Origin of the sequence: Nostoc sp. NMS7, from assembly GCF_017115085.1 — a bacterium.
Classification (GTDB): Bacteria; Cyanobacteriota; Cyanobacteriia; order Cyanobacteriales; family Nostocaceae; genus Nostoc.
In genome coordinates this window covers 14,277-36,090 of sequence record NZ_JABXKJ010000158.1, presented here as the reverse complement: position 1 = coordinate 36,090, position 21,814 = coordinate 14,277, and the positions used below count along the sequence as shown (strand labels likewise).

The 21,814-nt window shown below is 42.6% G+C and carries 23 protein-coding genes and 2 pseudogenes; 9 read left to right on the top strand and 16 right to left on the bottom strand.

All coding sequences use genetic code 11. The annotated features are described in order from the left end of the window. Both pstA and pstB read left to right on the top strand, forming a co-directional pair. Nucleotides 1-900, top strand: coding sequence for a phosphate ABC transporter permease PstA (gene pstA, locus HWQ38_RS16710; protein WP_292795331.1), 900 nt, complete (start codon nucleotides 1-3; stop codon nucleotides 898-900). Nucleotides 901-951: 51 nt separating this feature from the next. Next, nucleotides 952-1,779, top strand: a complete 828-nt coding sequence (gene pstB / locus HWQ38_RS16705; protein ID WP_292795328.1) for a phosphate ABC transporter ATP-binding protein PstB — start codon at nucleotides 952-954, stop codon at nucleotides 1,777-1,779. A 196-nt stretch (nucleotides 1,780-1,975) separates the two neighbouring features. Here pstB and HWQ38_RS16700 read toward each other — a convergent pair whose 3' ends face one another. The 3 genes from HWQ38_RS16700 to HWQ38_RS16690 are packed head-to-tail and all read right to left on the bottom strand — an operon-like array spanning nucleotide 1,976 to nucleotide 2,886. Beyond that, on the bottom strand, nucleotides 1,976-2,470 hold the full coding sequence (locus HWQ38_RS16700; protein ID WP_292795325.1) for a DUF3368 domain-containing protein: 495 nt from the start codon (nucleotides 2,468-2,470) through the stop codon (nucleotides 1,976-1,978). Continuing rightward, nucleotides 2,463-2,714: a UPF0175 family protein gene (locus HWQ38_RS16695; RefSeq protein ID WP_073645131.1), complete on the bottom strand. Its 252-nt coding sequence runs from the start codon at nucleotides 2,712-2,714 to the stop codon at nucleotides 2,463-2,465. The genes HWQ38_RS16700 and HWQ38_RS16695 overlap by 8 nt, the downstream gene beginning before the upstream one ends. Before the next feature lie 46 nt (nucleotides 2,715-2,760). Next, nucleotides 2,761-2,886, bottom strand: coding sequence for a hypothetical protein (locus tag HWQ38_RS16690; RefSeq protein ID WP_292795318.1), 126 nt, complete (start codon nucleotides 2,884-2,886; stop codon nucleotides 2,761-2,763). A 93-nt stretch (nucleotides 2,887-2,979) separates the two neighbouring features. Here HWQ38_RS16690 and HWQ38_RS16685 point away from each other — a divergent pair, with 93 nt between their 5' ends. Together HWQ38_RS16685 and HWQ38_RS16680 are read left to right on the top strand one after the other, a co-directional pair. After that, a complete protein-coding gene (locus HWQ38_RS16685; protein ID WP_292795382.1) occupies nucleotides 2,980-3,393 on the top strand; it encodes a hypothetical protein in 414 nt (137 codons plus the stop codon). An 82-nt stretch (nucleotides 3,394-3,475) separates the two neighbouring features. Continuing rightward, nucleotides 3,476-5,623, top strand: a complete 2,148-nt coding sequence (locus tag HWQ38_RS16680; protein WP_292795315.1) for a DHH family phosphoesterase — start codon at nucleotides 3,476-3,478, stop codon at nucleotides 5,621-5,623. Between the two features lie 177 nt (nucleotides 5,624-5,800). Here the strand turns inward: HWQ38_RS16680 and HWQ38_RS16675 are convergent, their stop codons facing one another. After that, complete coding sequence (locus tag HWQ38_RS16675; protein ID WP_292795312.1) at nucleotides 5,801-5,935, bottom strand: photosystem II reaction center protein Ycf12; 135 nt, start codon at nucleotides 5,933-5,935, stop codon at nucleotides 5,801-5,803. A 185-nt stretch (nucleotides 5,936-6,120) separates the two neighbouring features. On the opposite strand from HWQ38_RS16675, the gene HWQ38_RS16670 reads away from it, so the two are divergent. The 3 genes from HWQ38_RS16670 to HWQ38_RS16660 all read left to right on the top strand — a co-directional run bounded on the left by HWQ38_RS16670 (nucleotide 6,121) and on the right by HWQ38_RS16660 (nucleotide 7,423). Beyond that, entirely contained in the window at nucleotides 6,121-6,471 is a 351-nt protein-coding gene (locus tag HWQ38_RS16670; RefSeq protein ID WP_292795310.1) for a YkgJ family cysteine cluster protein, read from the top strand. A 101-nt stretch (nucleotides 6,472-6,572) separates the two neighbouring features. After that, nucleotides 6,573-7,001: a TMEM165/GDT1 family protein gene (locus HWQ38_RS16665; RefSeq protein ID WP_292795308.1), complete on the top strand. Its 429-nt coding sequence runs from the start codon at nucleotides 6,573-6,575 to the stop codon at nucleotides 6,999-7,001. A 119-nt stretch (nucleotides 7,002-7,120) separates the two neighbouring features. Next, nucleotides 7,121-7,423: a TMEM165/GDT1 family protein gene (locus HWQ38_RS16660; protein WP_292795306.1), complete on the top strand. Its 303-nt coding sequence runs from the start codon at nucleotides 7,121-7,123 to the stop codon at nucleotides 7,421-7,423. Between the two features lie 7 nt (nucleotides 7,424-7,430). Here the strand turns inward: HWQ38_RS16660 and HWQ38_RS16655 are convergent, their stop codons facing one another. Then, nucleotides 7,431-8,357 carry a cobalamin-binding protein gene (locus HWQ38_RS16655; RefSeq protein ID WP_292795304.1) on the bottom strand — a complete coding sequence of 309 codons (927 nt, stop codon included), beginning with the start codon at nucleotides 8,355-8,357 and terminating at the stop codon, nucleotides 7,431-7,433. 278 nt (nucleotides 8,358-8,635) lie between these two features. Between HWQ38_RS16655 and HWQ38_RS16650 the strand changes: the two are divergent. Then, nucleotides 8,636-9,835 (top strand): annotated as a pseudogene (locus HWQ38_RS16650) (ATP-binding protein); the annotation flags it as partial. Between the two features lie 232 nt (nucleotides 9,836-10,067). On the opposite strand, the pseudogene HWQ38_RS16645 reads toward HWQ38_RS16650, so the two are convergent. Both HWQ38_RS16645 and pruA read right to left on the bottom strand, forming a co-directional pair. Further along, a pseudogene (locus HWQ38_RS16645) lies at nucleotides 10,068-10,541 on the bottom strand (GNAT family N-acetyltransferase). A gap of 60 nt (nucleotides 10,542-10,601) precedes the next feature. Next, complete coding sequence (pruA, locus tag HWQ38_RS16640; protein WP_292795302.1) at nucleotides 10,602-13,571, bottom strand: L-glutamate gamma-semialdehyde dehydrogenase; 2,970 nt, start codon at nucleotides 13,569-13,571, stop codon at nucleotides 10,602-10,604. Between the two features lie 290 nt (nucleotides 13,572-13,861). Here pruA and HWQ38_RS16635 point away from each other — a divergent pair, with 290 nt between their 5' ends. Continuing rightward, complete coding sequence (locus HWQ38_RS16635; protein ID WP_292795299.1) at nucleotides 13,862-14,512, top strand: hypothetical protein; 651 nt, start codon at nucleotides 13,862-13,864, stop codon at nucleotides 14,510-14,512. Between the two features lie 141 nt (nucleotides 14,513-14,653). On the opposite strand, the gene HWQ38_RS16630 is transcribed toward HWQ38_RS16635, so the two are convergent. From HWQ38_RS16630 to HWQ38_RS16590, 9 genes are all read right to left on the bottom strand, one after another. Then, on the bottom strand, nucleotides 14,654-15,418 hold the full coding sequence (locus HWQ38_RS16630; protein ID WP_292795297.1) for a HEAT repeat domain-containing protein: 765 nt from the start codon (nucleotides 15,416-15,418) through the stop codon (nucleotides 14,654-14,656). Nucleotides 15,419-15,726: 308 nt separating this feature from the next. Continuing rightward, nucleotides 15,727-16,572: a HEAT repeat domain-containing protein gene (locus HWQ38_RS16625; protein ID WP_292795296.1), complete on the bottom strand. Its 846-nt coding sequence runs from the start codon at nucleotides 16,570-16,572 to the stop codon at nucleotides 15,727-15,729. Next, nucleotides 16,547-16,828, bottom strand: coding sequence for a phycobilisome linker polypeptide (locus HWQ38_RS16620; RefSeq protein ID WP_292795295.1), 282 nt, complete (start codon nucleotides 16,826-16,828; stop codon nucleotides 16,547-16,549). The genes HWQ38_RS16625 and HWQ38_RS16620 overlap by 26 nt, the downstream gene beginning before the upstream one ends. Before the next feature lie 96 nt (nucleotides 16,829-16,924). Further along, nucleotides 16,925-17,794, bottom strand: coding sequence for a phycobilisome linker polypeptide (locus tag HWQ38_RS16615; RefSeq protein WP_292795294.1), 870 nt, complete (start codon nucleotides 17,792-17,794; stop codon nucleotides 16,925-16,927). 214 nt (nucleotides 17,795-18,008) lie between these two features. Beyond that, entirely contained in the window at nucleotides 18,009-18,821 is an 813-nt protein-coding gene (locus tag HWQ38_RS16610) for a phycobilisome linker polypeptide (RefSeq protein ID WP_292795293.1), read from the bottom strand. Nucleotides 18,822-18,983: 162 nt separating this feature from the next. Beyond that, on the bottom strand, nucleotides 18,984-19,475 hold the full coding sequence (gene cpcA / locus HWQ38_RS16605; RefSeq protein WP_118168224.1) for a phycocyanin subunit alpha: 492 nt from the start codon (nucleotides 19,473-19,475) through the stop codon (nucleotides 18,984-18,986). A gap of 88 nt (nucleotides 19,476-19,563) precedes the next feature. Beyond that, entirely contained in the window at nucleotides 19,564-20,085 is a 522-nt protein-coding gene (locus HWQ38_RS16600) for a phycocyanin subunit beta (RefSeq protein ID WP_292795291.1), read from the bottom strand. A 720-nt stretch (nucleotides 20,086-20,805) separates the two neighbouring features. Further along, on the bottom strand, nucleotides 20,806-21,090 hold the full coding sequence (locus tag HWQ38_RS16595; protein WP_292795289.1) for a hypothetical protein: 285 nt from the start codon (nucleotides 21,088-21,090) through the stop codon (nucleotides 20,806-20,808). 105 nt (nucleotides 21,091-21,195) lie between these two features. Continuing rightward, nucleotides 21,196-21,636, bottom strand: a complete 441-nt coding sequence (locus HWQ38_RS16590; RefSeq protein WP_292795287.1) for a hypothetical protein — start codon at nucleotides 21,634-21,636, stop codon at nucleotides 21,196-21,198. Nucleotides 21,637-21,814: the final 178 nt, after the last annotated feature.

Below are 21,814 nucleotides of genomic sequence, written 5' to 3'. Positions count from 1 at the left end.
ATGGCTACAAGTTATCAACAAGATGATTCTCTAGATTCTGCAGCAGAATTTACCGATAATGTTGAGAGTAGGGAGACATTAGGGAAAGTATTTGAAGTACTTTTTTTGTTAGGATTGCTGATTGGTTTATTTATCCTAGCATTGCTACTTTTTGATATTTTTCGAGACGGATTAGGCAGATTTTTGTCACCCGGCTTTCTCACGGAAACTCCTTCTCGTTTTCCTGACCAAGGTGGTATTCGTCCTGCGATTATTAGCAGCATTCTTTTGGGAGCTGTTGTAATTTTCGTCACTGTCCCCATTGGTGTCGGAGCAGCTTTATATCTAGAAGAGTATGCACCTAAAGCTTGGTGGACAGCGATTATTGAGATTAATATCAGTAATCTAGCGGGTGTGCCTTCTATTGTCTATGGATTGCTGGGTTTAGGGGTTTTCAATTATTTGCTTGGGTTTGGCCCCGCTTTGATTTCTGGAGCGTTGACTTTATCTTTGTTGTCTTTGCCAGTAATTATTGTGACATCTAGAGAAGCAATTCGCTCTGTCCCAGATTCCCTGAGAAATGCTTCTTACGGATTAGGTGTCACAAAATGGCGAACTATCAGCAATCATGTCATACCCTATGCTGTTCCCGGTATTTTGACGGGGGTGATTATCTCTGTATCCCGCGCTATAGGTGATGCAGCCTCTCTGATTGTTGTAGGTGCTGTGGGTTTTCTCACCTTTAACCCTGGTTTGTTTCAGAGGTTTATGGCATTACCCATTCAAATTTACAGTTATATAACTCGTCCTGAACCGGGTTTTGCTAGTGCAGCAGCAGCGACAATTATTGCGTTGTTACTTTTGATTTTAGTTTTAAATGGTGTAGCAATTTATATTCGCCAACGCTTCTCAATAAGTTAGGTAATTAAATATCTAATTGGATATATTCACAGAGATTAGGAGATACGGAAAATGACTTATAGCAATAGTAAAAGTCAATTAGATAGTGCCACAATCGGCCAAGATAATGGTGTCTTCAATGTTGAAGGTGTGAAGGTCTACTATGGGGGATTTTTGGCACTTTTAGATGTCTACCTGAAGATTCCTGATAAACAAATTATTGCTTTTATTGGCCCTTCAGGATGTGGTAAAAGTACCTTATTACGTTGCTTCAACCGGATGAATGATTTAATTCCTGGAGCTAAGGTTGAGGGTAGATTGAATTACCGCGATCGCAATATTTACGATCCTAAGATAAATTCTGTAAAATTACGGCGACAAGTGGGAATGGTTTTTCAAAGACCGAATCCTTTCCCTAAGTCAATATACGAAAATATTTCCTTTGGCCCGCGTGCTAACGGTTACAAAGGTAACATTGATGAATTGGTGGAAGATTCTCTCAGACGCGCTGCTATCTGGGATGAAGTCAAAGACAAACTCAAAGAGAAGGGTACTGCATTATCTGGCGGACAACAGCAACGGCTTTGCATTGCGCGTGCGATCGCTATGAAGCCAGATGTATTATTGATGGATGAACCATGTTCTGCTCTCGACCCAATTTCTAGCCGTCAAGTAGAAGAACTCTGCTTAGAACTCAAGGAGCAATACACCATCATTATGGTAACTCACAATATGCAGCAAGCTTCTAGAGTCGCAGATTTTACGGCTTTCTTCAATACAGAAATTGACGAGCATGGCAAACGTCGCGGAAAATTAGTTGAGTTTAATCCTACAGAGCAAATGTTCAGTTCTCCTCAAACTAAAGAAGCTAAGGATTATATCAGTGGACGTTTCGGTTAAAGAGCTTGTCCTAAGTATTTAGGATAATAGACAACCTTGTACAATATGGTAAAACTTTGTACAGGGTTTTGTTTTGTGATACCAGACTCACTAAAATAGCGATCGCACTACAGACTCAATCTATAATGCGTAGGAGAGTCACCCTATGCTGCATAACACTCAAAAAATTTTGTTTGAGTTTTATCTGAACCCGCGATTAGTCTATTTCTCCGACATCCCGTAGCACTGCATCAATGAGGCTAGGTCGGATATAAATTCCATTGGTGCGTAACTGCTCAATATACACTTTAAGCTCAACAATCAAGCCTGCTTTTTTCGCCTTACGCAAAATGCCAAGAGTACCTATCCTGCGAATTCCTAAGCGTTCTGCAACCCTTCGTGCTTGAGCATCATCCAAAAGTACCGTACTATCTAGAGTGGACTGAGCCAAGGCAATAGCTTCAGCTTCTCCACGATCAACTAGGATTGATAATGGTTCTAATATCAGGGCTTCAGGGGCTTGAATTTCCAACCAAGTTAACTGACTGACGGCTTGTGCGCCAGGTAAACCTACACCTTGGATTGTTACTTCATCCCATACGGCTGTGGGAAGTAATATTCGCTGATAAAGTTGGGGTAAAAGTTCCAGTTGCGCGATAATTGCCAAGGAAATGAGGGGGCTGCTATCGGCAACGATGACAGAGTTAATCATCGCGCAATTCGTCGGCGATTTGGTCATCATCTAAGTTGATAACAGGGATTTGCAAACGTCCTAGTTCGTACATGAACTGTGGTTTGTTCATGCTGCAAAAGGCGGCGGCTTTACCAAGCGATAGTCGGCGTAGCTCAAATAGTTTGACTGCGAGCAAAAATGTGAGTTCTGCTTCTAACGCTTGGGGTGATTTACCGGAGGTAATAAGTAAGTCATCGGGATAATGAAGGGATAGGATGTGCATGATTCACTTCTGTGTTCCTGATTCCTAATTCTGTCTTGATTATGGCTTACATCAGTCCCACTAGCATAGACGAAGCGATCGCACTCAGTAGTGACTCAACAACAACTCGACGACTGGCTAAATCACGATTAAATCGTTTATCGAAGAATGATGAGCTGATGTTGCTTTGCATTAGCTTAATTCTGGAAAATATGCTGAGGCTTAATAGTCCGAAATTGAAGTAATATTTTATCTTAGTACTTATATTGTGTATTATGTTTAACCTCTGTCATTTGCTTTAGTTGCAGCTACGATTCTAGTTGCATCAATCAATAATCCCGGTGCTACCTTAGCTCGAACTTGTGCTTCTAAGTGTGGTTCGCACCCAATTCAGTTTACACCTGGGCAACACATCAGAGTTGAAGTCGTAAATAGTACACCCAACCTGATTAAAATCCAAAAACCCTCTGGGACTGATGCAATATCCTTGAGTCCAGGGCAGAAATTAAATCTAGAACAAATAGAGGGTAGGGAGCCAAATACATCTCTGATATTTTGGAGTGAAACTGGTTTATCACTACAAGCAATTGTCTCGAAAACTAACTTTGGCACATTGCGGCTTGAACTCCGTCCGACTTTGCGTTCTTCGGGCGATCGCTCGTTATATATTATGGATGATGGTAGGATAAACGTGTTTTAGATAGCAAATAATGTTATTAGTTATGAGTTAAGAAACAACTTTCAATTCAACACTCATAACTAAAAACTCCTAAATTTATACTGTGCTAGACCGATCTGTATCTGAACTCGCAAAACCTCGCAGGCGCTTACCTAATCAGCGCTGGCAAATTTATCCGCAAAAACCAGAATTTGCCCAAAATTTAGCGGTTTTGACAAATATTTCCCCGATTATCAGCCAGTTGTTGATTAATCGGGGTATGGAAACACCAGAACAGATACAAGCCTTTTTAAATCCAGAGTCTTTAGTTTTGCCTTCGCCGTTAGAAGATTTCCCAGATTTGGCGATTAGTTTGGAGCTGTTGCAAAATGCGATCGCTTCTCAAACAAAAATTGCTATTTGTGGTGACTACGATGCTGATGGTATGACCAGCACTGCTCTACTTTTACGTAGTCTCCGCACTTTAGGCGCACAAGTAAATTATGCTATTCCCAGTCGGATGCACGAAGGCTACGGTATTAATAAACGCATAGTTGAAGAATTTCATAGCGAAGGTGTGGGGCTAATTCTCACTGTAGATAATGGTATCTCTGCGTTTGAACCAGTTGCGAGAGCTAGAGAACTTGGTCTTGCAGTTATTATCACCGATCACCACGATCTTCCCCAAAAGTTACCGCCAGCTAACGCTATCCTCAACCCTAAACTAATAGCAGAATCCTCACCTTATCGGGGTGTTGCTGGTGTTGGTGTCGCCTACATTTTGGCAGTGTCTCTAGCACAACAGTTAGGCGAGACTAAGGGCTTAATTCAGCCGATGCTGGCACTATTTACACTGGGAACGATCGCAGATTTAGCTCCCTTAACTGGCGTAAATCGCCGTTGGGTGAAACGTGGTTTACAGCATTTACCCAAATCCAACTTGGCTGGAGTGCGAGCATTAATTCAGGTAGGTGGTGTGCAGGTGAGGGAAAATGAGAGAGCAGGAGGAGATGAAGAGAAACTTCAAAATCCAAAATCCAAAATCGTTCGACTGAGCGTAGCCGAAGTCCAAAATCGTTCGACTGAGCGTAGCCAAAATCCAAAATCGCTCAAGCCTGAAGATATCGGTTTTCGCTTGGGGCCGCGAATTAATGCTATTGGTCGGATTGGGAACCCTCAAACTGTGATTGAATTGCTGACTACAGATGATATGGGGGTGGCGCTGGAACTCGCCAAGCAGTGCGAACAAACAAATGCTAATCGCCAGCTAATGTGTGAGCAAATTGAACAAGAAGCGATCGCTTATGTAGAGACACAATTTGTTACATCTCTACAGCAAGACCGTGTATTAGTTGTTGTTCAACCCAATTGGCACCACGGCGTTATTGGGATTGTCGCCTCCCGCTTGGTGGAACGTTACGGCGTTCCCGTGTTCATCGGTACTTATGAGAATGAGGAACATATACGCGGTTCTGCACGAGGAATTCCAGAATTTGATGTGTTTGAAGCTTTGGAATATTGTCACGATTTACTAGGGAAATTTGGCGGACACAAAGCAGCTGGGGGTTTCTCTTTACCAGCAGAGAATTTACAGGTGTTGCGATCGCGTTTGATTGAGTTTGCTAACCAGTGTCTTGAACCCCAGCATCTCAAGCCTCTGCTCAAAATTGATGCCGAAGTCAACCTCAATCAAATCAATCAGCAGCTTTACCAACAACTTAATGCTCTGCACCCCTGCGGTATGGACAACCCCGATCCAATTTTCTGGACACCTAATGTCCAAGTGGTTGAGCAAAAAATTGTTGGCAAGGGTCACATTAAATTGACAATTGCCCAAACTGTCGATAATCTGCAATATAAAATCAAAGCGATCGCTTGGCGTTGGAGCGACTATTTCCAGCTACCATCGCTAGTGGATGTTGCTTACAAACTGCGAGAAAATTACTTTAACGGTAACACCACCATTGAGCTAGAGTTAATCGGTGTCAGACTGCCAATTCAGCTTCAACAATTTTTTGCTTCGCCACCTACCCCGTCAAGCACCACCTTTGAGTACAACCAGCGACATTATACTTGTGGTTTCTATAAAAACGGTATTGAAGCAGAATTAAGAATTAAAAATCCTGAAGGCAAAGTCTTAGCGATGCAGCCAGGACATATAATTGGTTTGCTGGGAACTAATCGTCAAAACGCCAAAGAAATTGATATCTCTCAACCACAGTATGACAATATTATCCAAGCTGCCCTTCAAGCGTTATCAGTTAAGAGTTAGGAGTTAGGAGTTTAGAGTTTTTAATTAACTTATCACTTGTGACTGTGACACTGCGAGTGCTGATTTATGAGTTATGAGTTATGAGTCGAGAATAAAATTTAATTCTTCACTCCTAACCCTTCGGCAGGCTCAGGGCATCGCTCCTCACTCCTAACTCTCAATCAGCACTCAGCACTGTTAAAGGTTGCCGTTGCGAAATGCCAGCACAAAGATTACCGCAGGACCAGCAATCACAATTAGCGCCACGGACAGCAATTGGAAAATAACTTCCCAATTGATACTGGTAAAAGCGTTAACCAAACCGTCAAACATTTTTCCTTTTCTCCTTCCAATTGTATTAAAAAATTTAATAACTTAATTACAAAACCTGTAATCGATCATATCTGGCTATGGACGGTTAGATTTAATTTACTTAACAAAATTATAAGAAAAGATATAAAAACGTACAATAGGGGGATTGGGCATTGGTTATTTCTCCCTCATCTCCCTAATCCAAAATGTCAACTTGGCAATGTGTAAAACAATGTGGAGCCTGCTGTAATCTTGATCCAGCAGATCGTCCAGATTTGGAAGAGTATCTCTCACCATCAGAACTAGAACTCTACCTCAGCATGGTAGGCGAAGGCGGATGGTGCATTAATTTCGACCATACCACACGAGAATGTCGCATCTATTCAAATCGTCCTCGCTTCTGCCGCGTGGAATCAGAAGTGTTTCAAGATATGTATGGGATTGAACCAGAAGAAGTTAACGATTTTGCTATTGACTGCTGTCGCCAGCAAATAGAAGGAGTATATGGCGATCGCAGTTTAGAAATATTACGCTTTGACAAAGCTATTGGCCTTTGACACTCCGACTACTGATTTTAGCCTGTGGGGTTGCAATTTATTACAAGAATCTGAGAATATGATAGAAATATGAAAACAACCTAGCAACAAAACTACCGCTTGTGAAACTTGACTCTGCTCCTTTGGGTATTTCTGGCATATCTCAGACTGAGATCGAGCTAGAACCGAAAGACAGCACTGATTTTAACTTAATTCCTGCGATCGCCCTGCCAGTTGGGCCTGTAGTTGCGGATAGTCCTCAAAAGCAGCAATCAGCGCTAGTAGTTTTTGGTACAACTTTTGTAACCATTTTTCTAGCAGAAATTGGAGATAAGACTCAACTATCCACGCTATTAATGAGTGCAGAATCTCATTCCCCGTGGGTAGTATTTATCGGGTCTGCGGCTGCGCTGATAACTACCAGCTTATTAGGTGTACTTTTAGGTAGTTGGATAGCCGGACGACTCAGCCAGAAAACTGTAGAAAAATCAGCCGGCGTGATGTTGTTGGTAATTTCCCTAATGCTGTTTTGGGATATATTCCAAGGTTAGTTAGGAGTTAGGAGTTTGCAGAGACGCGATTAATCGCGTCTGTACAGGAGTTAGGAGTTAGTAGTTATTCTCCCTCATCTTCCTAATCTCCCTCATCCCCCTCATCCCCCTTTATCAATATGGATTGGCATCTCTTAGGACTGAGCTTTATTACAGTTTTTTTATCAGAATTGGGTGACAAAAGTCAGCTAGCAGCGATCGCACTTTCAGGGCGTTCTAATTCTAGGCGTGCAGTATTTTTTGGTGCAGCAGGCGCATTGCTGTTAACAAGCCTGTTGGGATCATTAGCAGGGGGTGCAGTAGCACAATTACTACCTACACGCTTATTAAAAGCGATCGCATCTGTGGGATTTGCCATCCTTGCTGCACGTTTGTTGTTATTTAACAATGAACCATCGGCAGATTCTGAACAAATACCGTAACCAGACATTACAAAGGTTCCCAACCGGTTCCTTTGTAGCCGTATTCAAAAATTTCTGGATGCAAAATTTCTGCTAAAATTTCTAGAGAATCTACCAGTCGCGGTCCTGGACGATTGAAGTAAGAATTGCCATCAGTGATGTAAACCCTACCCGATTGGGTAGCGTGTAGTTTTTCCCAGTCTGAACGTTGAGTTAACAAATTTGCTTCTTGGCGAGTCCGATTTAAATCAAAGCCACAAAGCATAAAAACAATGACATCTGGATTAGTTGTTAAAAGTGTTTCCCACGGCAAGGTCGAAGAAGGCTGACCTTTGCCACAAAATAGAGAGTGTCCTCCTGCTAAGTTAACTAATTCTGGAATCCAATTGGCGGCAATCATCAAAGGATCAGTCCACTCGATACAGGCGACAGTAGGCACTTCATTTAAAGAGAGTCCTTGGATTCTTTGCTGACAAATTTTGACGCGAGCTTCTAAGTTTTCTAATATTTTTACCGAGTCTACGCCAAAGATGTTGCCGACTCGCTCAATGTCAGCCCAAACATCCTGGAGACTATTGGGTTGTAAAGAAATAATCTGAGGTTTACTGTTAATGAGTGTGGCAACTGCTTTTTCAACTTCCTGTAAGCTGACAGCACAAACATCGCACTGGTCTTGAGTGAGAATGTGGGTAGGCTGCAACTGCTCTAAAACGTCTGTTTTGATTTCATAAATACTGAGAGCAGATTGCAATAAATTGTTCACCTCATCGTTAATTTGGCTGCTAGAGGCATTGGAATTTAAACGTGCTTGGGTACAAATGGGGCGATTTTGGATTTCTGGAGGGTAGTCGCATTCGTGCGATCGCCCTACAATAGCATCAACCAACCCTAGTGTCGCTAAAATCTCTGTTCCACCGGGAATTAAAGAAACAATTCTCACATTACTATCCGTCATCGTTTCACCTCCACAACAGCTGCTTTTACCTTAATTTTGGCAAAATTTGAATCTTTAGGCATCTTTCTCTAGGAGAATCAAGAGTGTTTTGGTAGTCAGCCTCAGCAAGAATTTGATTAGAAAAAATATACTTTCCGGTTATGAGAAATCATATCAAGTAATTGCAGTTATACAAAGACAGTTCTGCTTTTTCCGTAGAACTACAAGGTAAAATTATTTCTTATTGAGGGCAACTAATGCAGGTGGTGTTGGCTAGAGATATTACAGACTACAAACAAGCTCAAGAGGCTTTACTAAATTCCGGGCGATTTTTGAGCGTTCGTCTATCGGCATTGGAATTATAGATATGAAAGCGCAGATAGTCGATACTAATCTGGCACTGTGCAAGATTTTTGGATACAGTCGAGAAGAACTATACGGCAAGCCCTTTACAGATTACATTCCCACAGAAAGGGGGGATTTAAAACTTTATAAACAACTGATGTCAGGAATTCCTCCAGACTTAAAGACAACTTCGAGGCTTGGCTGCCAACCCGGAGAACATCAGCAACAGCTTCTCGCCGAAACATCCCATTGAGATAGAAAGACGCTGCCTGCATTAAAATGGTAGCTTAATTTGGATTCATATCTCTGTTTCTGTTATATCAAGCAGCAATGCTAAACCTGAGTTTTTTCTAGCGATGATTGAAGACATTACTGAACGCAAGGAAACAGATTTGAAACTGCGTGCCTCTCAAGAAGCAGCAGAAGCTGGCAATCGGGCAAAAAGTGAATTTTTAGCAACCATGAGCCATGAGTTGCGGACGCCTCTGAATGCGATTATGGCTTTGTCACAGTTGTTGCAACAAGAAAGAATTGGCTCTCTCAATGAAAAGCAGAACGAATATGTAAATTCTATATATAGTAATGGTGAACATCTGCTGGCACTGATTAACGATATCCTTGATTTATCTAAGGTAGAAGCAGGCAAAGAGGAACTGTTACTCTCACCTTTGCCAGTGTCAGATTTATGTAATTATGCTATATGGACAGTGCGCGATCGCGCCTTAGAAAAGGGATTGCAACTTACATCTGAAATTGACCCAGAAGCGGATATTTGTATTGGTGATGAGGGGCGCATCAAGCAAATGCTAGTCAATCTGCTCACCAATGCGATTAAATTTACCCCAGCCGGTCAGGTATCGCTGGTAGTCAAAAAAGTACCGCAAGGGATAAGCTTTATAGTTTCAGATACTGGAATTGGTATAGACTCAAATCAATTTCAATTTCTATTTGAACCGTTTAAACAGCTTGATAGTCGATTAAATCGGCAGTATGAAGGCACTGGTTTGGGTTTAGCTTTAACACGCAAATTAGCCCGTTTGCATGGTGGAGATGTTACCGTGACATCAACTTTGGGAAAAGGTAGTCAGTTCACTCTATTTCTACCAGATTCAGTGCATCCGGGAGAAATCAATTCAAAATTCAAAATTAAATAAAAAATTCAGATAATTCAGCTAGAGTCACTACTGATGCAGACTGCTATAGGACTAGTATTTGATTTTTGAAATGTACGTAGATGTAGGTTGGGTGGAGCGGAGCGCAACCCAACTGATTAAGCTAATCGGCATTGAAGTTGCATGATCAAGGTGGGCAAGATGCCCACCCCACAAGAATTTGATAAAATTTAATATGCAAATTAGATGTGTTTTAGCTTATCAGGATGTTGGGTTACGCAAAGCCTCCACCCAACCTACAATTTTTTTGCTGTGAGAATTTTTTTCTCATTTTCAAATGGGGAATACTGGCTTCTTCAAATATTTCTCCTTCTTCTACAAAATCCAATTTTTTGTATAAATCTTTCACATATTCTTGAGCATGAATCACTACTTCTGGAATATTTTTGTTAGCTATTACTTATAGGGCATTTTCCATAATTTTCTTACCAATACCCTGCCCTCTAGCTGTAGATAAAACAGCAAGCCGTTCTATTTTGGCAGTTTTATCATCTAAATATCTAATTCTGGCAGTACCCACAACTTCGCCATTTAAATAAGCAATCAAATGTTCAGATATTGCATCTTTGCCATCAAATTCTAAAGCGGCATCTACCCCTTGTTCTTCCTGAAAAACTGCTATCCTAATTGCTTGAATTGCTGGAAATTCTTGAGGTAATTCAGCAACTTTTATAACTAAATTAGACATTAAACTCTCTACGATTCCTACAAGAGTAGGTAGGGCAGATGCCTTACCTACTCTTGTAGTTTAATCTGCCCCTTCAATTGGTGCAAAACCTTGGCGCTGAATATTTTCTGTTACCGCGCGTGGTTCCAAAAATTGTAGGAGGTAATCCGGTCCACCTGCTTTAGAACCTACCCCAGAAAGTTTGAATCCACCAAAGGGTTGCCGTCTAACGATCGCTCCTGTAATATTACGGTTAATGTACAAATTCCCAACTTCAAACTCTGCCTGCGCCTGCTGAATGTGCGAAGGTGTTCTAGAATAAAGTCCGCCAGTTAAGGCGTAGTTTGTACCGTTGGCGACTGCTAAGGCTTCCTGGAAATCTTTCACGCGAATTACCGCCAGCACAGGCCCAAAAATTTCTTCTTGGGAAATTACCGCATTTGGCGATACTTCACTAAAGATCACAGGCCCGATAAAATATCCTTGTTCGGGTGCTGATAACTCTAATGCCACTTTTGCTTCTACCTTACCCTTCTCAATATACTCACGGATGCGATCGCGGGCATTAGCATCAATTACCGGTCCAACTTGTGTACTCGGTAACTCTGCTTCCCCAATATTCAAGGATTTTGTCGCTTCCACTAACCGTTGCACAAAGATATCATAAATCGGTTCCAGCACAATCACCCTGGAGGCAGCAGAACATTTTTGTCCACTGTAACCAAATGCTGACTGCACTACCCCTACAACAGCTTGGTCTAAATCAGCACTTTCATCGACAATAATCGCATTTTTACCACCCATTTCCGCAATCACCCGCTTCATGTGCTTCTGTCCGGGTTTCAAAGTTGCCGCATCTGCGTAAATTCGACAGCCGACTTCCTGGGAACCTGTAAAAGCGATTACATGAGTATCTGAATGATTTACTAAATAAGCGCCGACTTGTGAACCCTTGCCAGGTACGTATTGAAATACACCTTTAGGGATACCAGCCTCAATTAAGATTTCTGTGAGTTTTGCGGTAATTACAGAAGATGTTTCCGCAGGTTTGAGGAGAGTACAATTGCCTGAAACCAAAGCGGCAACAGTCATTCCACAAGCGATCGCTAGCGGAAAATTCCAGGGAGAAATCACTACAGCAATACCCCGTGGTTGGTAAATATAACGATTAGTTTCACCAGGGATATCGTAATTTAAACCTTCATCTAACCGTTCCATCTCATCAGCGTAATACCGACAGAAGTCTATCGCTTCGGAAACCTCTCCATCAGCTTCCTTAACTGGTTTCCCAACTTCCAAAACCATCCAAGCTGAAAGTTCAGCGCGGCGGAGTTCCATCAAATCACCCGCTTTCCGCAAAATATCAGCACGTTGTTTAGCTGGTGTTTTCTTCCACGCAGGAAACGCCGCTTTCGCAGCTTGCATCGCCTGTTCTGCTTGTTCAACGCTAATCAACCCAATTTTACCAACTACCTGACTGAAATTAGAAGGATTCAGAGAATCAACAAATTCTGGCGTATTCACATATTCGCCATTAATTAGCGGCAAATAAGTTTTACCCAACTGTTGGCGAACACTTTGGAAAGCTTGAGCAGATTTTTTTGTCATCTCTTCCTCAGCATAATCGGTATCAGCAGCACCAAGGAAATGAGAGACGCGATTAATCGCGTCTTCTTCTTTGACAATCGGCGGCGCTAACAATTCTTCAATCGGTCGATTTTCGAGATTTTGCCGTAAAAAAGAACTATTAGCGGTATTTTCCAACAACCGCCGAATTAAATACGCCATCCCAGGCAATAATTCACCATAAGGACAGTAAACTCTGACGCGATAACCCCTGTCAACTAATGCCTTTGCAACTTTATCACCCATACCGTAGAGGACTTGCAATTCAAAGCGACGACGGGGGACATTTAAACTTTCAGCGATCGCAATGGCGCGAGAGTGCGATCGCACATTATGGCTTCCAATGGCAGAATACACATATTGATGATTTTCTAGCAATAACTGAGTGATGGTTTCAAAGTTAGCATCACTTGCGGCTTTCTCGTTGTAAACTGGCTGTGGCCAATGCTTCTGCGCTGCTTTGATAGTTTCCTGATCCCAATATGCGCCTTTGACTAAGCGGATTGTCAGGGGATAACCGCGTTGTTTCAACCAAGAAATTAAATCTTTGGTATCTTGCTCACTATCACGCAGATATGCTTGAATTGTCATGCCAACATCTGTACGTTGGCGAAACTCTTCTTCTAGTAAGAGTTTTTTCAGGATGCTGAGAGTTATATCCTTGTAGCCATACTGTTCCATATCAAAATGCACAGCTGCGCCCAACTCTTTAGCACTACGTAAGAGAATACGAATGCGATCGCTAACTCGCTCCTCACTACCTTTAGCATCTAGAGGGTCAAATTGGGAATAAAACGCCGTTAACTTCACAGAAACCTGAACTTTTGGGATGAGTTCGCCATCAGCCTCATCAATAGCCGGGATAGCTGGCCAATTCTTCGATGCTTCCACCAATTGCTGGATTAATTCTAGATAGCGTTCTAGATATGACTGCGCTTCGACTTCAGTAATCACGGCTTCACCAAGTAAGTCGATGGTGAAAGCCATTTTTTCTTTTCGCAGTCGTTCAACTGTTTTGATGACTTGTTTAATATTTTCCCCAGAAATATATTTATGGGCAAGAGTCTCAACCGCAGTACCAACGGTTGTAGCAGCAACTTGTCCTGGCATAGAGTCGGGGTTAGCAAAATTTAGCATCCCCTTTAAAGCTGCTGGTAATTCTACAGACTCATCGCCGAGATATTCTTGCAAATGTGAGGCAACTTCTGATTTACTGTGCAAAGCAGGGAGTGTATCTATAAAGCGAAATAATTGCACCCGCAACCCCGGACTACTCATCGCCCAAGCGAGTAATTTATCATCCCAGCGCATTTGATCTCGCAGGGAAGAAAAAAACGAACGATTTTCCTGGGTTGCTGCTAGAAGTTGTTTAGCAATTTCTTGGGTTTTAGCTTCGTAGGTGCTTGTTTGTACTTGTAATACCACTGATAATAAACTCCGTTAATCAACGCAAGGCTTTTTTTACAAAGCCTCTGTCTTCTATTTTGACGCTTTCATATATTTAGTGGGGAGTGGGCTTGCCGTGAGCGTAGCCGAATGGGAGATGAGGGAGATGAGGGAGATGGGGGAGACAAGGAGAAAATAACGAATGCCCAATGCCCAATTCAATCACTTACAAGTGTTATCCTTTTGTTGATCTATTTCTAACTTGATGAGACAGATGTTGCAACACAAGAGATTAGCTTAGTCATACTAAGAGTGTGAATACTACATTTATGCCTACAGAAAACCTCACGCATATCTTATTTTCTAACTGGCAACACACACTCCAACCCTTTGGTGTTGAAGAGGTAGCGTCTGAGAAAGTCTTTAATTGCTTGGTTGCAGCTTACTCTACCCCTAATCGCCATTACCATACACTGAAACATATTGATCAGGTTCTCAGCACAATTCAGATTTTGGAAGGCTACACCAAAAACCTAGCTGCTGTTCAACTTGCTGCCTGGTTTCACGATGTTGTGTATGACTCTCAAGCTCAAGATAATGAAGAACGAAGCGCAGACTATGCTTTGGAATTGCTGAGTAATTTGGGTATTCCCGAAAGTACTATAACTACTGTCACGCGTCTGATTCTGAACACTAAAAACCACCAAGCTGCAGTAGATGACTGTGATGGCCAAGTTTTACTTGATGCAGATTTAGCGATTTTCGCTACTAACCTAGTCCAATATCCAGAATACACCCATGCTATTCGCCAGGAATATGACTGGGTGGCAGAAGCAGATTATATCATCGGTCGTCGGCAGGTTTTAGAAGGATTTTTGCAGCGATCGCATATCTACTTTACGCCTTTAATGTCAGAGTTCGCCGAACCATCTGCCCGTGGCAATATCCAGGCAGAAATTCAGTCTTTATTGTCTGGTTAGTTTTACATTCAGGAATGTGGATTAAATAAAATGCAAAACTTCATCCTGTATCTAGCTTTACTCTCCTTGATCAGGAGAGGGATTGAGGGTGAGGTAAGCCAGGGACATAAATTCTATTGTATGTTATTTAATTCTTATTTCTTACCGTCTGCCACCACCACGATAAGGCAATTCAGGCACTTCAGGCACTTCAGGCACTTCAGTCTCTTCTAGCTTTCTTTTAGGTGCAAACACCTCTTGATTTTGTTGGGGCTGAATTTTTTGCTGTGCAAACTTTACACGGGTGCGAACTCCCAGATCGGGATCTGTATCGAGCATTTGCTGAAGTTGAGTTGTAATCCGCGACGCTTGATCGGGTAAACTGACTGCGTTGTTTACCGCCGCAGGCATCGCAATCGCTAAGGTTTCCAAACTCGTCACTGCTGCATAGCGCACTACCCACTCTGGATCTTGACAAATTAGTAATAGCGCCTCTAATACTTGAGTCTGAACAGATTCCAGTTTCTCAGGCGGTACTTGATGCCAGCGTAAAGTGCCTAATCCCCTGGCAGCTGCTCGCCGCACACTCAAAGAAAAATCGGTTTTTGCTGCCTCTAACAACGTATCCAGCGCCCGGATATCGCCAATTCCCGCTAAGGCACGAACAGCCCAGGCTCTAGCACCATAGTTGTAATTATCAATTAGTTCCAATAGTGGCGCTACTGCCGCTTCCCCGATCGCAATTAGTCCATTTACCGCCGCCACCGCCGCACCAGGATTGTTGTAGCCTAAAGCTGCAATCAGTGTAGGAACGGATTCCTCTATACCAGCTGCTGCTAACTCTTGAACTGCGTCTACTAAGCGCTCTGAAGAATCTGCTTCTTCCACAGCACGGATTAATGTTTGGGCAAGCTCACTATTATTCATAATAATTTTTCATGGGTCATTAGTCGTCAGCCAATTGTAGCTTAGGTTATCCGTAGTTACCATCATACTTAAACCCCCTAGTCCTGATGTCGCAGTTGGTTTGGCGGTTTCGCTGTGGTAAACAATTAGATTTACACGTATTAATGACAACTCTTTATAGCCTTTCCTAATCTAGTCAGGTATAGCTTAACCTCACCCCGATAAGCTCTGCTTATATCTTACCTCTCCGAACTCATGGAGAGGGGTTGGGGGTGAGGTTTTGATATGTACTTCATCCAGCAGGGAACCGCTATATCTATAACTTAGAACTACAACAGCGAGTCCATTAAATTCATCACTTTAACCGCACCTGCTGACAAAGTGCTTGCTGCGGTGTGGTTAACTTGATATTCTAGTAATCCTTTAAGAGAAATTAGCTTTAGACTATTTTCGGCAAGAGTCTGCGCGATCGCATCTGCTGCGGGTAGATATCCAATCGCTCCCAAATCTGCTAAGACTGCTCGACGCAATTGCAATTTTTCTCCCGCCAAAGCTTGTACTAACCGTTCTGCATAAACTGGTTCTTCGGTTAACTGATACATAGCTCGTGCAGCAGCATATTGCACCAATTCGATTGGATGCTCTAAGAATGGCTTGATCAAAGGGATAAACTCAGTCGCCCTCAAGATTCCCAAGGCTTCTAAGATGGAGTCGTAAGGTTGAGATAAATCAGCCTGCTTTGATATCAGCTGCTCTCCCTGCAAGCCTACTTGTAATAGCTTGATCAGCGCGGGAATACAAAGCGGATCACCTAGCATCTCCAAAGATTGTACCGCCGCTTCCCGCACATAAAAATCTGAGCAGTCTAAACACCCAATTAAAGGTAATACTGCCTGGCGATCGCTGAGTTTTCCTAAGGCTCTAGCGGCGTTTCGTCGTAGAGGATATCCGCCTTCTGGTGTCCTGTCGGCTTCATCCTCTAACGCTTTGATCAGTGCTGTAACCGCAGCTGCTTCACATATCCGAAACCTACCCAACCACCAGGCTGCATAAAAGCGCAGACCTAAATCTGCACCTTCAAGATTAGCTAGAGCCTGCTCTACCGTTAAAGATTCACCGTCGGCATTGTCACCTGTCAGTGATAAATCTTCAATTTTTTGCGGACTGGGATTCATGAGCAGAAGGATGATCGCTGTGTTCGCTATCTGTTTGAGTTTGGGCGTTCAATGGCTGAATGCTGACTATTTTGCCACCCAAGCGAGTAATCCGCTGCATTTCTTGATTCATCCGGTTCTCAGGCACCGTGAAAAACACACTGGCACTAGAACGAATCGGATAGCCAACTTTTTCTGTTTCATCGCTTTGGCGCAGACCGACTACTTCATAGCGGAAGGAGCGATTACTATTTCTACCATTATTTTGTCCAAGCATAAATCAATTCCTAATTTATAAATTGAAGTTATCATTAGTCCTTTGTCCTTGGTCTAAAATTAATGACCAATGACCAATGACTAATGACCAATGATACTAAAGTGGTTTCACACTGGCTATTTTACCACCTTGTTTTACCACTCTCTGGAAGTAACTAGATAGTTCTTCATAAGGTATAATCACCGCTTGATTGACACGGCGTGTGCTAGGATACCCAGCTCCAAAAACGCCTGCCACTTCAATACGGTAAAGTCTGCCTTCTTTACCAAAAGTCCCCGCACCACCGAAAGTACTGTTGGGGGTAACGCCTTTTTCCGAAGGAACGTATGAAAAGCCTGAGGGGCCACCAGAGGGAGGAACAACGATGGATGCACCATTGCGACCTAGTTCGCTAGCAAGGCGCGAGGACTTGCCTTTCAGTTGGGAGGTATCGCTACTAGCATAGCCGCGATAAAGTTGGAATATCCGACTAAATCCCACAGTTTTCTGTCCTGTTTGGGTTTTAAAGCCGCGATAGTAAGGGACAATATTTTCACCAAAGCTAGATTGATACTCTGATGAATCAATATAAGAATCAATATCGGCTTCATATCCCTTGGTTTGATACAAGTCCAAGTGATAGACCACCTCAGACTCATCATAGGGGGCACGACCCAACAAATGTTTATAGTTCAGCTCGATGAGGCGAGTTTGGAAGCTGTCGTAGAAAAACTTGGATTTGTACAGTTCTGATTTAGCTACTTGACGCACAAACTCTTGCACTGTATTTTTTCCATCGCGCAGGATAGATTCAGCACTTGTAAGGCGGTCAGATGTCAATATGTAGTTGTTGCCCAACACCTGACGATAGACGGCAGCAATTACTCTCTCAATATCTTCTTTGCTTGCATTTGGACGCAATTCTAAAGGAGCCTGATCACTAAAAGGCTCTGTTCCCAGACGGGACGCTGCTGTTGTAATAGCCATTGGTAATTTTCCTTTTGTAATTCGTAATTGGGAAAAGTTAGGAGTTAAGAGTTAAGATTAGGGGTAGAGTTAGGAATTCAAAACTCATAACTTCTAACCCTTCTCTACCAGACGCTGCGCGTAGCTTGCTTCCACGAAGTGGTACGGCAACTGTTACAGTAAGCTTGCCGAACTGCTCAGGGCATCGCTCCTCACTTAATTCCCCATTCCCTATTTATACGGCAGTAATGCTAATCACTTTACTGCCCTTGCGATTCAACTGCTGCAATTTACTAGAAAGTTGTTCGTAGGGTACGATCAATTCCGCAGTACCGCGCCGTACTACAGTTGAATTCGGGGAAGCTGCTTGTAGGACTTTGATCCGGTATGTTTCGCCGCGACCACCTGTAGAGAGACCTGTTAAGGCTCCGGCGGAGACTGGGTAAATGGGTGAAGCTAGATTCTTAGCCACTTCCCAGGTTAGCCGTCCTTGTTTTTGTCCTTGAGCGCGATCGCTATTGGCATAACCCCGATACAGTTGCAACAGTCGGCCAAATCCAACAGTTTTCTGTCCTACTTGACTTTTAAAGCCTCGATAGTAGGGCACAATATTTTCGCCAAAACTCTCTTGATATTCTAATGAGTCAATGTAGGAGTTAATCTCAGCTTCATAACCTTGTGAGTTGTAAAGTTCAACATGGTACGAAATCTCTGACTCATCTTGTGGGGCACGCCCCAATAAATGCTTATAATTCAACTCGATAAACCGAGTTTGGGAGTTGGAGTAGAAAAACTTATCCCGATAGAGTTCCGATTGAGCAATGGCTTGCACAAATCCCCGAACTGAGATTGCACCTTCCTGCAACAGTGATTCCGCACTGACAAGACGCTCTGCTTCCAGTAGGTATTCATTACCTAAAACCTGACGGTAAGCTGCCCGGCTAATCACTGCCACATCCGCTTCTGTTCGATCAGGACGTAGTTCTACCAGTGCTGAGTTTTCAAATGCTCCAATCCCTAATCTTGCTGCTTGTCCCAAAGCTGCCATTTTTAACCTCCTCAGTTTTAACTGCAAAACTGAAAACTTTTTAGAAAAATTTTTTCTAGTCTTTTAACAGTCTTTTGAAAATAAAACTGCCCGGAGAGGTAAACAACTCATAGAACTTACTTGTCATCAGAGCTGATTTCCTCTCCGGGCTAAAGAAATACTCTAGCTTAGAGTATTGATTACATAGTCGATGTAAGAATTGGCTTCAACAGCTGGATCACCGCTTAGACCGTGGTTGGCTTTGATGTACTTGAGAGCTTCAATGTACCAGCTAGGAGACAGATCAAAAGTCCGGTTGATTTCAGCCAAGCCAGAAATCAAGAAATCATCCAAGGGGCCTGTGCCACCAACAACTAAGGCATAAGTGATAATCCGCAAGTAGTAGCCGACATCACGTACACACTTGCCTTTACCGCGTGCATCAGACGCGAAGTTGGGGCCTTGTTGTTGAGTGGTGTAAGGGAACTTGCTATACACAGCTTGAGCTGCACCTTCGGTCAATCGTTGAGCATTGGCGCTCAAGGCTTTTGCTGCTTGTAAGCTAGCTGGCGCTTGGCGGAAGCGACCAAAAGCAACTTGAATCTCGGTGCTGCTGAGATAGCGTCCTTGAGAATCAGCCGATGCAATTGCTTCAGTTAGAGGTGTTTTTGTCATTTTGGTATTTTCCTTTTACAAACTTTTGGTTGAAATTTTGTTTTGTCCTAATGGACAATTATCTCAGTCGATAGCAGCAATGTCTGGCTTAAGCTACTGCTGAAGCAGCACGATCAAAATAGCTAGCTATTTCAGATGCCAAAGCGCTGCAATCTCCTTTGGTGATGTTGTTTGTATCGTTGACAATGGCCAAGGAAGCTTGTTTGAGCTTCTGAATACCAACCGCAACTGACGCTCCTGGAGTTCCCAATGCTAAATAGGTTTCCCGCAAACCATTGAGGGCACGGTCATCTAGCACGCTAGAATCGCCAGCAAAGATCGCATAGGTGATATAGCGAAGAATGATGTCTAAGTCTCTGATGCAAGCAGCAGCGCGACGGCTGGTGTAAGCATTACCACCGGGAGTGATCAATTGGGGTTGTTCTGCCCACAAATCACGAGCCGCAGCAGCAACAAGAGCAGACGCATTGCTGGTAATCCGGTTAACAGCATCTGCACGCTTGTTACCATCTTTGACTAGTTCGCTCAATGCATCCAATTGTGAATCGGAGAGATATTCCCCACGTGTATCAGCTTGGGAAACTACTTTTGCAAATGCATCTAAAACCATTGCGTTAAATCTCCAAATTTGCTTGGTTATGAATAATTCGACTCAAAACTGAATGGTTCAGTTTATTTTTGATGTCAGCACTGCCTGACGAGTTACGAAAGGTTTAAAACAGACATCTCAAGAAATAAGTTTACGATCTCCAGGCTTTCAGATTAAAACTTTTGTTAGAAAACTTCAAACTTCTCTGAACGACTGGAAAACCTGATTAAGATGTTGTTTTTTCCTTCAACTTCTCTTTATACAACGCGGCTGCATCATTATTTATTACAAATTATTGTCATATTTGTGAATTTTATTTACATAAGTTCACATTTGTCTCTCTGTTAGTTTATGAGAGGTTATTACAGCCCTGCGGAAATAACTATCCAGTTGAAAAGGGCTAAAAAGCCAATGAAATCTGTCGTCCGGGCAAAGCATTGCTCGCTACAGCAGATTGCAACTTGGTGAGGCACAGATAATCGTAGGGGCACAACATGTTGTCATACGTGTCAACTTAACGTATAACCCATGTTCCGCAAGGAACTGAAGTTCCTTGCTCATAGCAAAAGTCATCTGAAGATGACTAAATATCTCTCCAAATCCTTAGTCTACTTCAGTAGACTTGAGCTAAAAGCCAAAGGAATTCATTCCCAGGCGGGTGACAAAGCTATGAGAGAGGCTGTTTCAAGCTTAAGTTGACACCAATAAACATGTTGTGCCCTAAACAGGGCGATTTAACGCCTAATTCAGAGGATTATACTCTGAAAGTAGATGATCTAAAAGCTTACCTTCGTGATGATTTAAATATGACGCAGATGTTCCTAATTCCTGTAATTTCTGGTAAATAAAATCACGTTCAAATGTTTCGATACGTTCTTCTAAGTTTCCATAGAGTTCCTGAAAAGTGAACTCAGTTGCTAAAGCTAAGGCAATTTGTTCTCGGTCTTTACCAAGTGACCGACCGTTGAATTGATAATCACCTTGAGAATTCTGGGATAGTAGCCCAAGAGCGATCGCTAAAAGCAAAGTTTGATAAGCTAGTTTTAATTCTCTACCAGAGCCAATTTCCTCTGGGATTAAATCGGGAATGTTTTCGTCTTCATCGATTTGTTCACTCTGAGTCCGTTCATATCAGTCTCGATAAAACTCAATTTGATTGAGAAAATAAGCCGGAAAGCCCAACGAACGCGTCAAAACACACAACCTCTGCTCATCTTCAGCTACCAAGGCGGTTAAAGTGCGACTAAATCGACTGTAAATCGCAAAAATTTCTTCTTTATCTTTTGCTCCCACCCAGAGGGTAGTTTCCCGTTGAGAAGTTGGGTTTAAATTAGTGTCAATATCCTGAATTCGCAGCAACAAGTTAGCGCTATTATAAAGTTGATTCAAACGCAAATTGGCAGTATTTGCGGGAATTAAATCTGATTGTTTTAATACTTCCCCAATAGACAAATTGCTCAATTGCTCAAACTGCTGGCGAACAAAGGGGATAAGTTGCTTCTGAAATTCTTCAGCAGAAATTTTCCACGATTGAGAGCGGCTAAGTGGATTCAATAAAATGCAAAACTTCATCCTGTCTCTAGCCTCCCTCTCCTTTATATCGGAGAGGGATTGAGGGTGAGGTAAGCCAGGGAGATAAATTGTATGTTATTTAATTCTTATTCTTTAGTCCACCTCCGTGGACTTCTCGGCCAGACCCTACGCGTAGCTTGCTTCTGCGTAGGAGTAACGTTTGTGTAGTAGCGAATTC

What these genes read in the sequence shown, in the direction of transcription:
- pstA (WP_292795331.1), top strand. Translation starts at nt 1, where the DNA reads ATGGCTACAAGTTATCAACAAGATGATTCTCTAGATTCTGCAGCAGAA.
- HWQ38_RS16670 (WP_292795310.1), top strand. Translation starts at nt 6,121, where the DNA reads ATGTCAACTTGGCAATGTGTAAAACAATGTGGAGCCTGCTGTAATCTT.
- HWQ38_RS16615 (WP_292795294.1), bottom strand. Translation starts at nt 17,794, where the DNA reads ATGGCTATTACAACAGCAGCGTCCCGTCTGGGAACAGAGCCTTTTAGT.
- HWQ38_RS16660 (WP_292795306.1), top strand. Translation starts at nt 7,121, where the DNA reads ATGGATTGGCATCTCTTAGGACTGAGCTTTATTACAGTTTTTTTATCA.
- HWQ38_RS16590 (WP_292795287.1), bottom strand. Translation starts at nt 21,636, where the DNA reads ATGAAGTTTTGCATTTTATTGAATCCACTTAGCCGCTCTCAATCGTGG.
- HWQ38_RS16675 (WP_292795312.1), bottom strand. Translation starts at nt 5,935, where the DNA reads ATGTTTGACGGTTTGGTTAACGCTTTTACCAGTATCAATTGGGAAGTT.
- HWQ38_RS16600 (WP_292795291.1), bottom strand. Translation starts at nt 20,085, where the DNA reads ATGGTTTTAGATGCATTTGCAAAAGTAGTTTCCCAAGCTGATACACGT.
- HWQ38_RS16655 (WP_292795304.1), bottom strand. Translation starts at nt 8,357, where the DNA reads ATGACGGATAGTAATGTGAGAATTGTTTCTTTAATTCCCGGTGGAACA.
- pstB (WP_292795328.1), top strand. Translation starts at nt 952, where the DNA reads ATGACTTATAGCAATAGTAAAAGTCAATTAGATAGTGCCACAATCGGC.
- HWQ38_RS16630 (WP_292795297.1), bottom strand. Translation starts at nt 15,418, where the DNA reads ATGAATAATAGTGAGCTTGCCCAAACATTAATCCGTGCTGTGGAAGAA.
- HWQ38_RS16690 (WP_292795318.1), bottom strand. Translation starts at nt 2,886, where the DNA reads ATGCAAAGCAACATCAGCTCATCATTCTTCGATAAACGATTTAATCGT.
- HWQ38_RS16620 (WP_292795295.1), bottom strand. Translation starts at nt 16,828, where the DNA reads ATGCTTGGACAAAATAATGGTAGAAATAGTAATCGCTCCTTCCGCTAT.
- HWQ38_RS16635 (WP_292795299.1), top strand. Translation starts at nt 13,862, where the DNA reads ATGCCTACAGAAAACCTCACGCATATCTTATTTTCTAACTGGCAACAC.
- HWQ38_RS16625 (WP_292795296.1), bottom strand. Translation starts at nt 16,572, where the DNA reads ATGAATCCCAGTCCGCAAAAAATTGAAGATTTATCACTGACAGGTGAC.
- HWQ38_RS16695 (WP_073645131.1), bottom strand. Translation starts at nt 2,714, where the DNA reads ATGCACATCCTATCCCTTCATTATCCCGATGACTTACTTATTACCTCC.
- cpcA (WP_118168224.1), bottom strand. Translation starts at nt 19,475, where the DNA reads ATGACAAAAACACCTCTAACTGAAGCAATTGCATCGGCTGATTCTCAA.
- HWQ38_RS16610 (WP_292795293.1), bottom strand. Translation starts at nt 18,821, where the DNA reads ATGGCAGCTTTGGGACAAGCAGCAAGATTAGGGATTGGAGCATTTGAA.
- HWQ38_RS16700 (WP_292795325.1), bottom strand. Translation starts at nt 2,470, where the DNA reads ATGATTAACTCTGTCATCGTTGCCGATAGCAGCCCCCTCATTTCCTTG.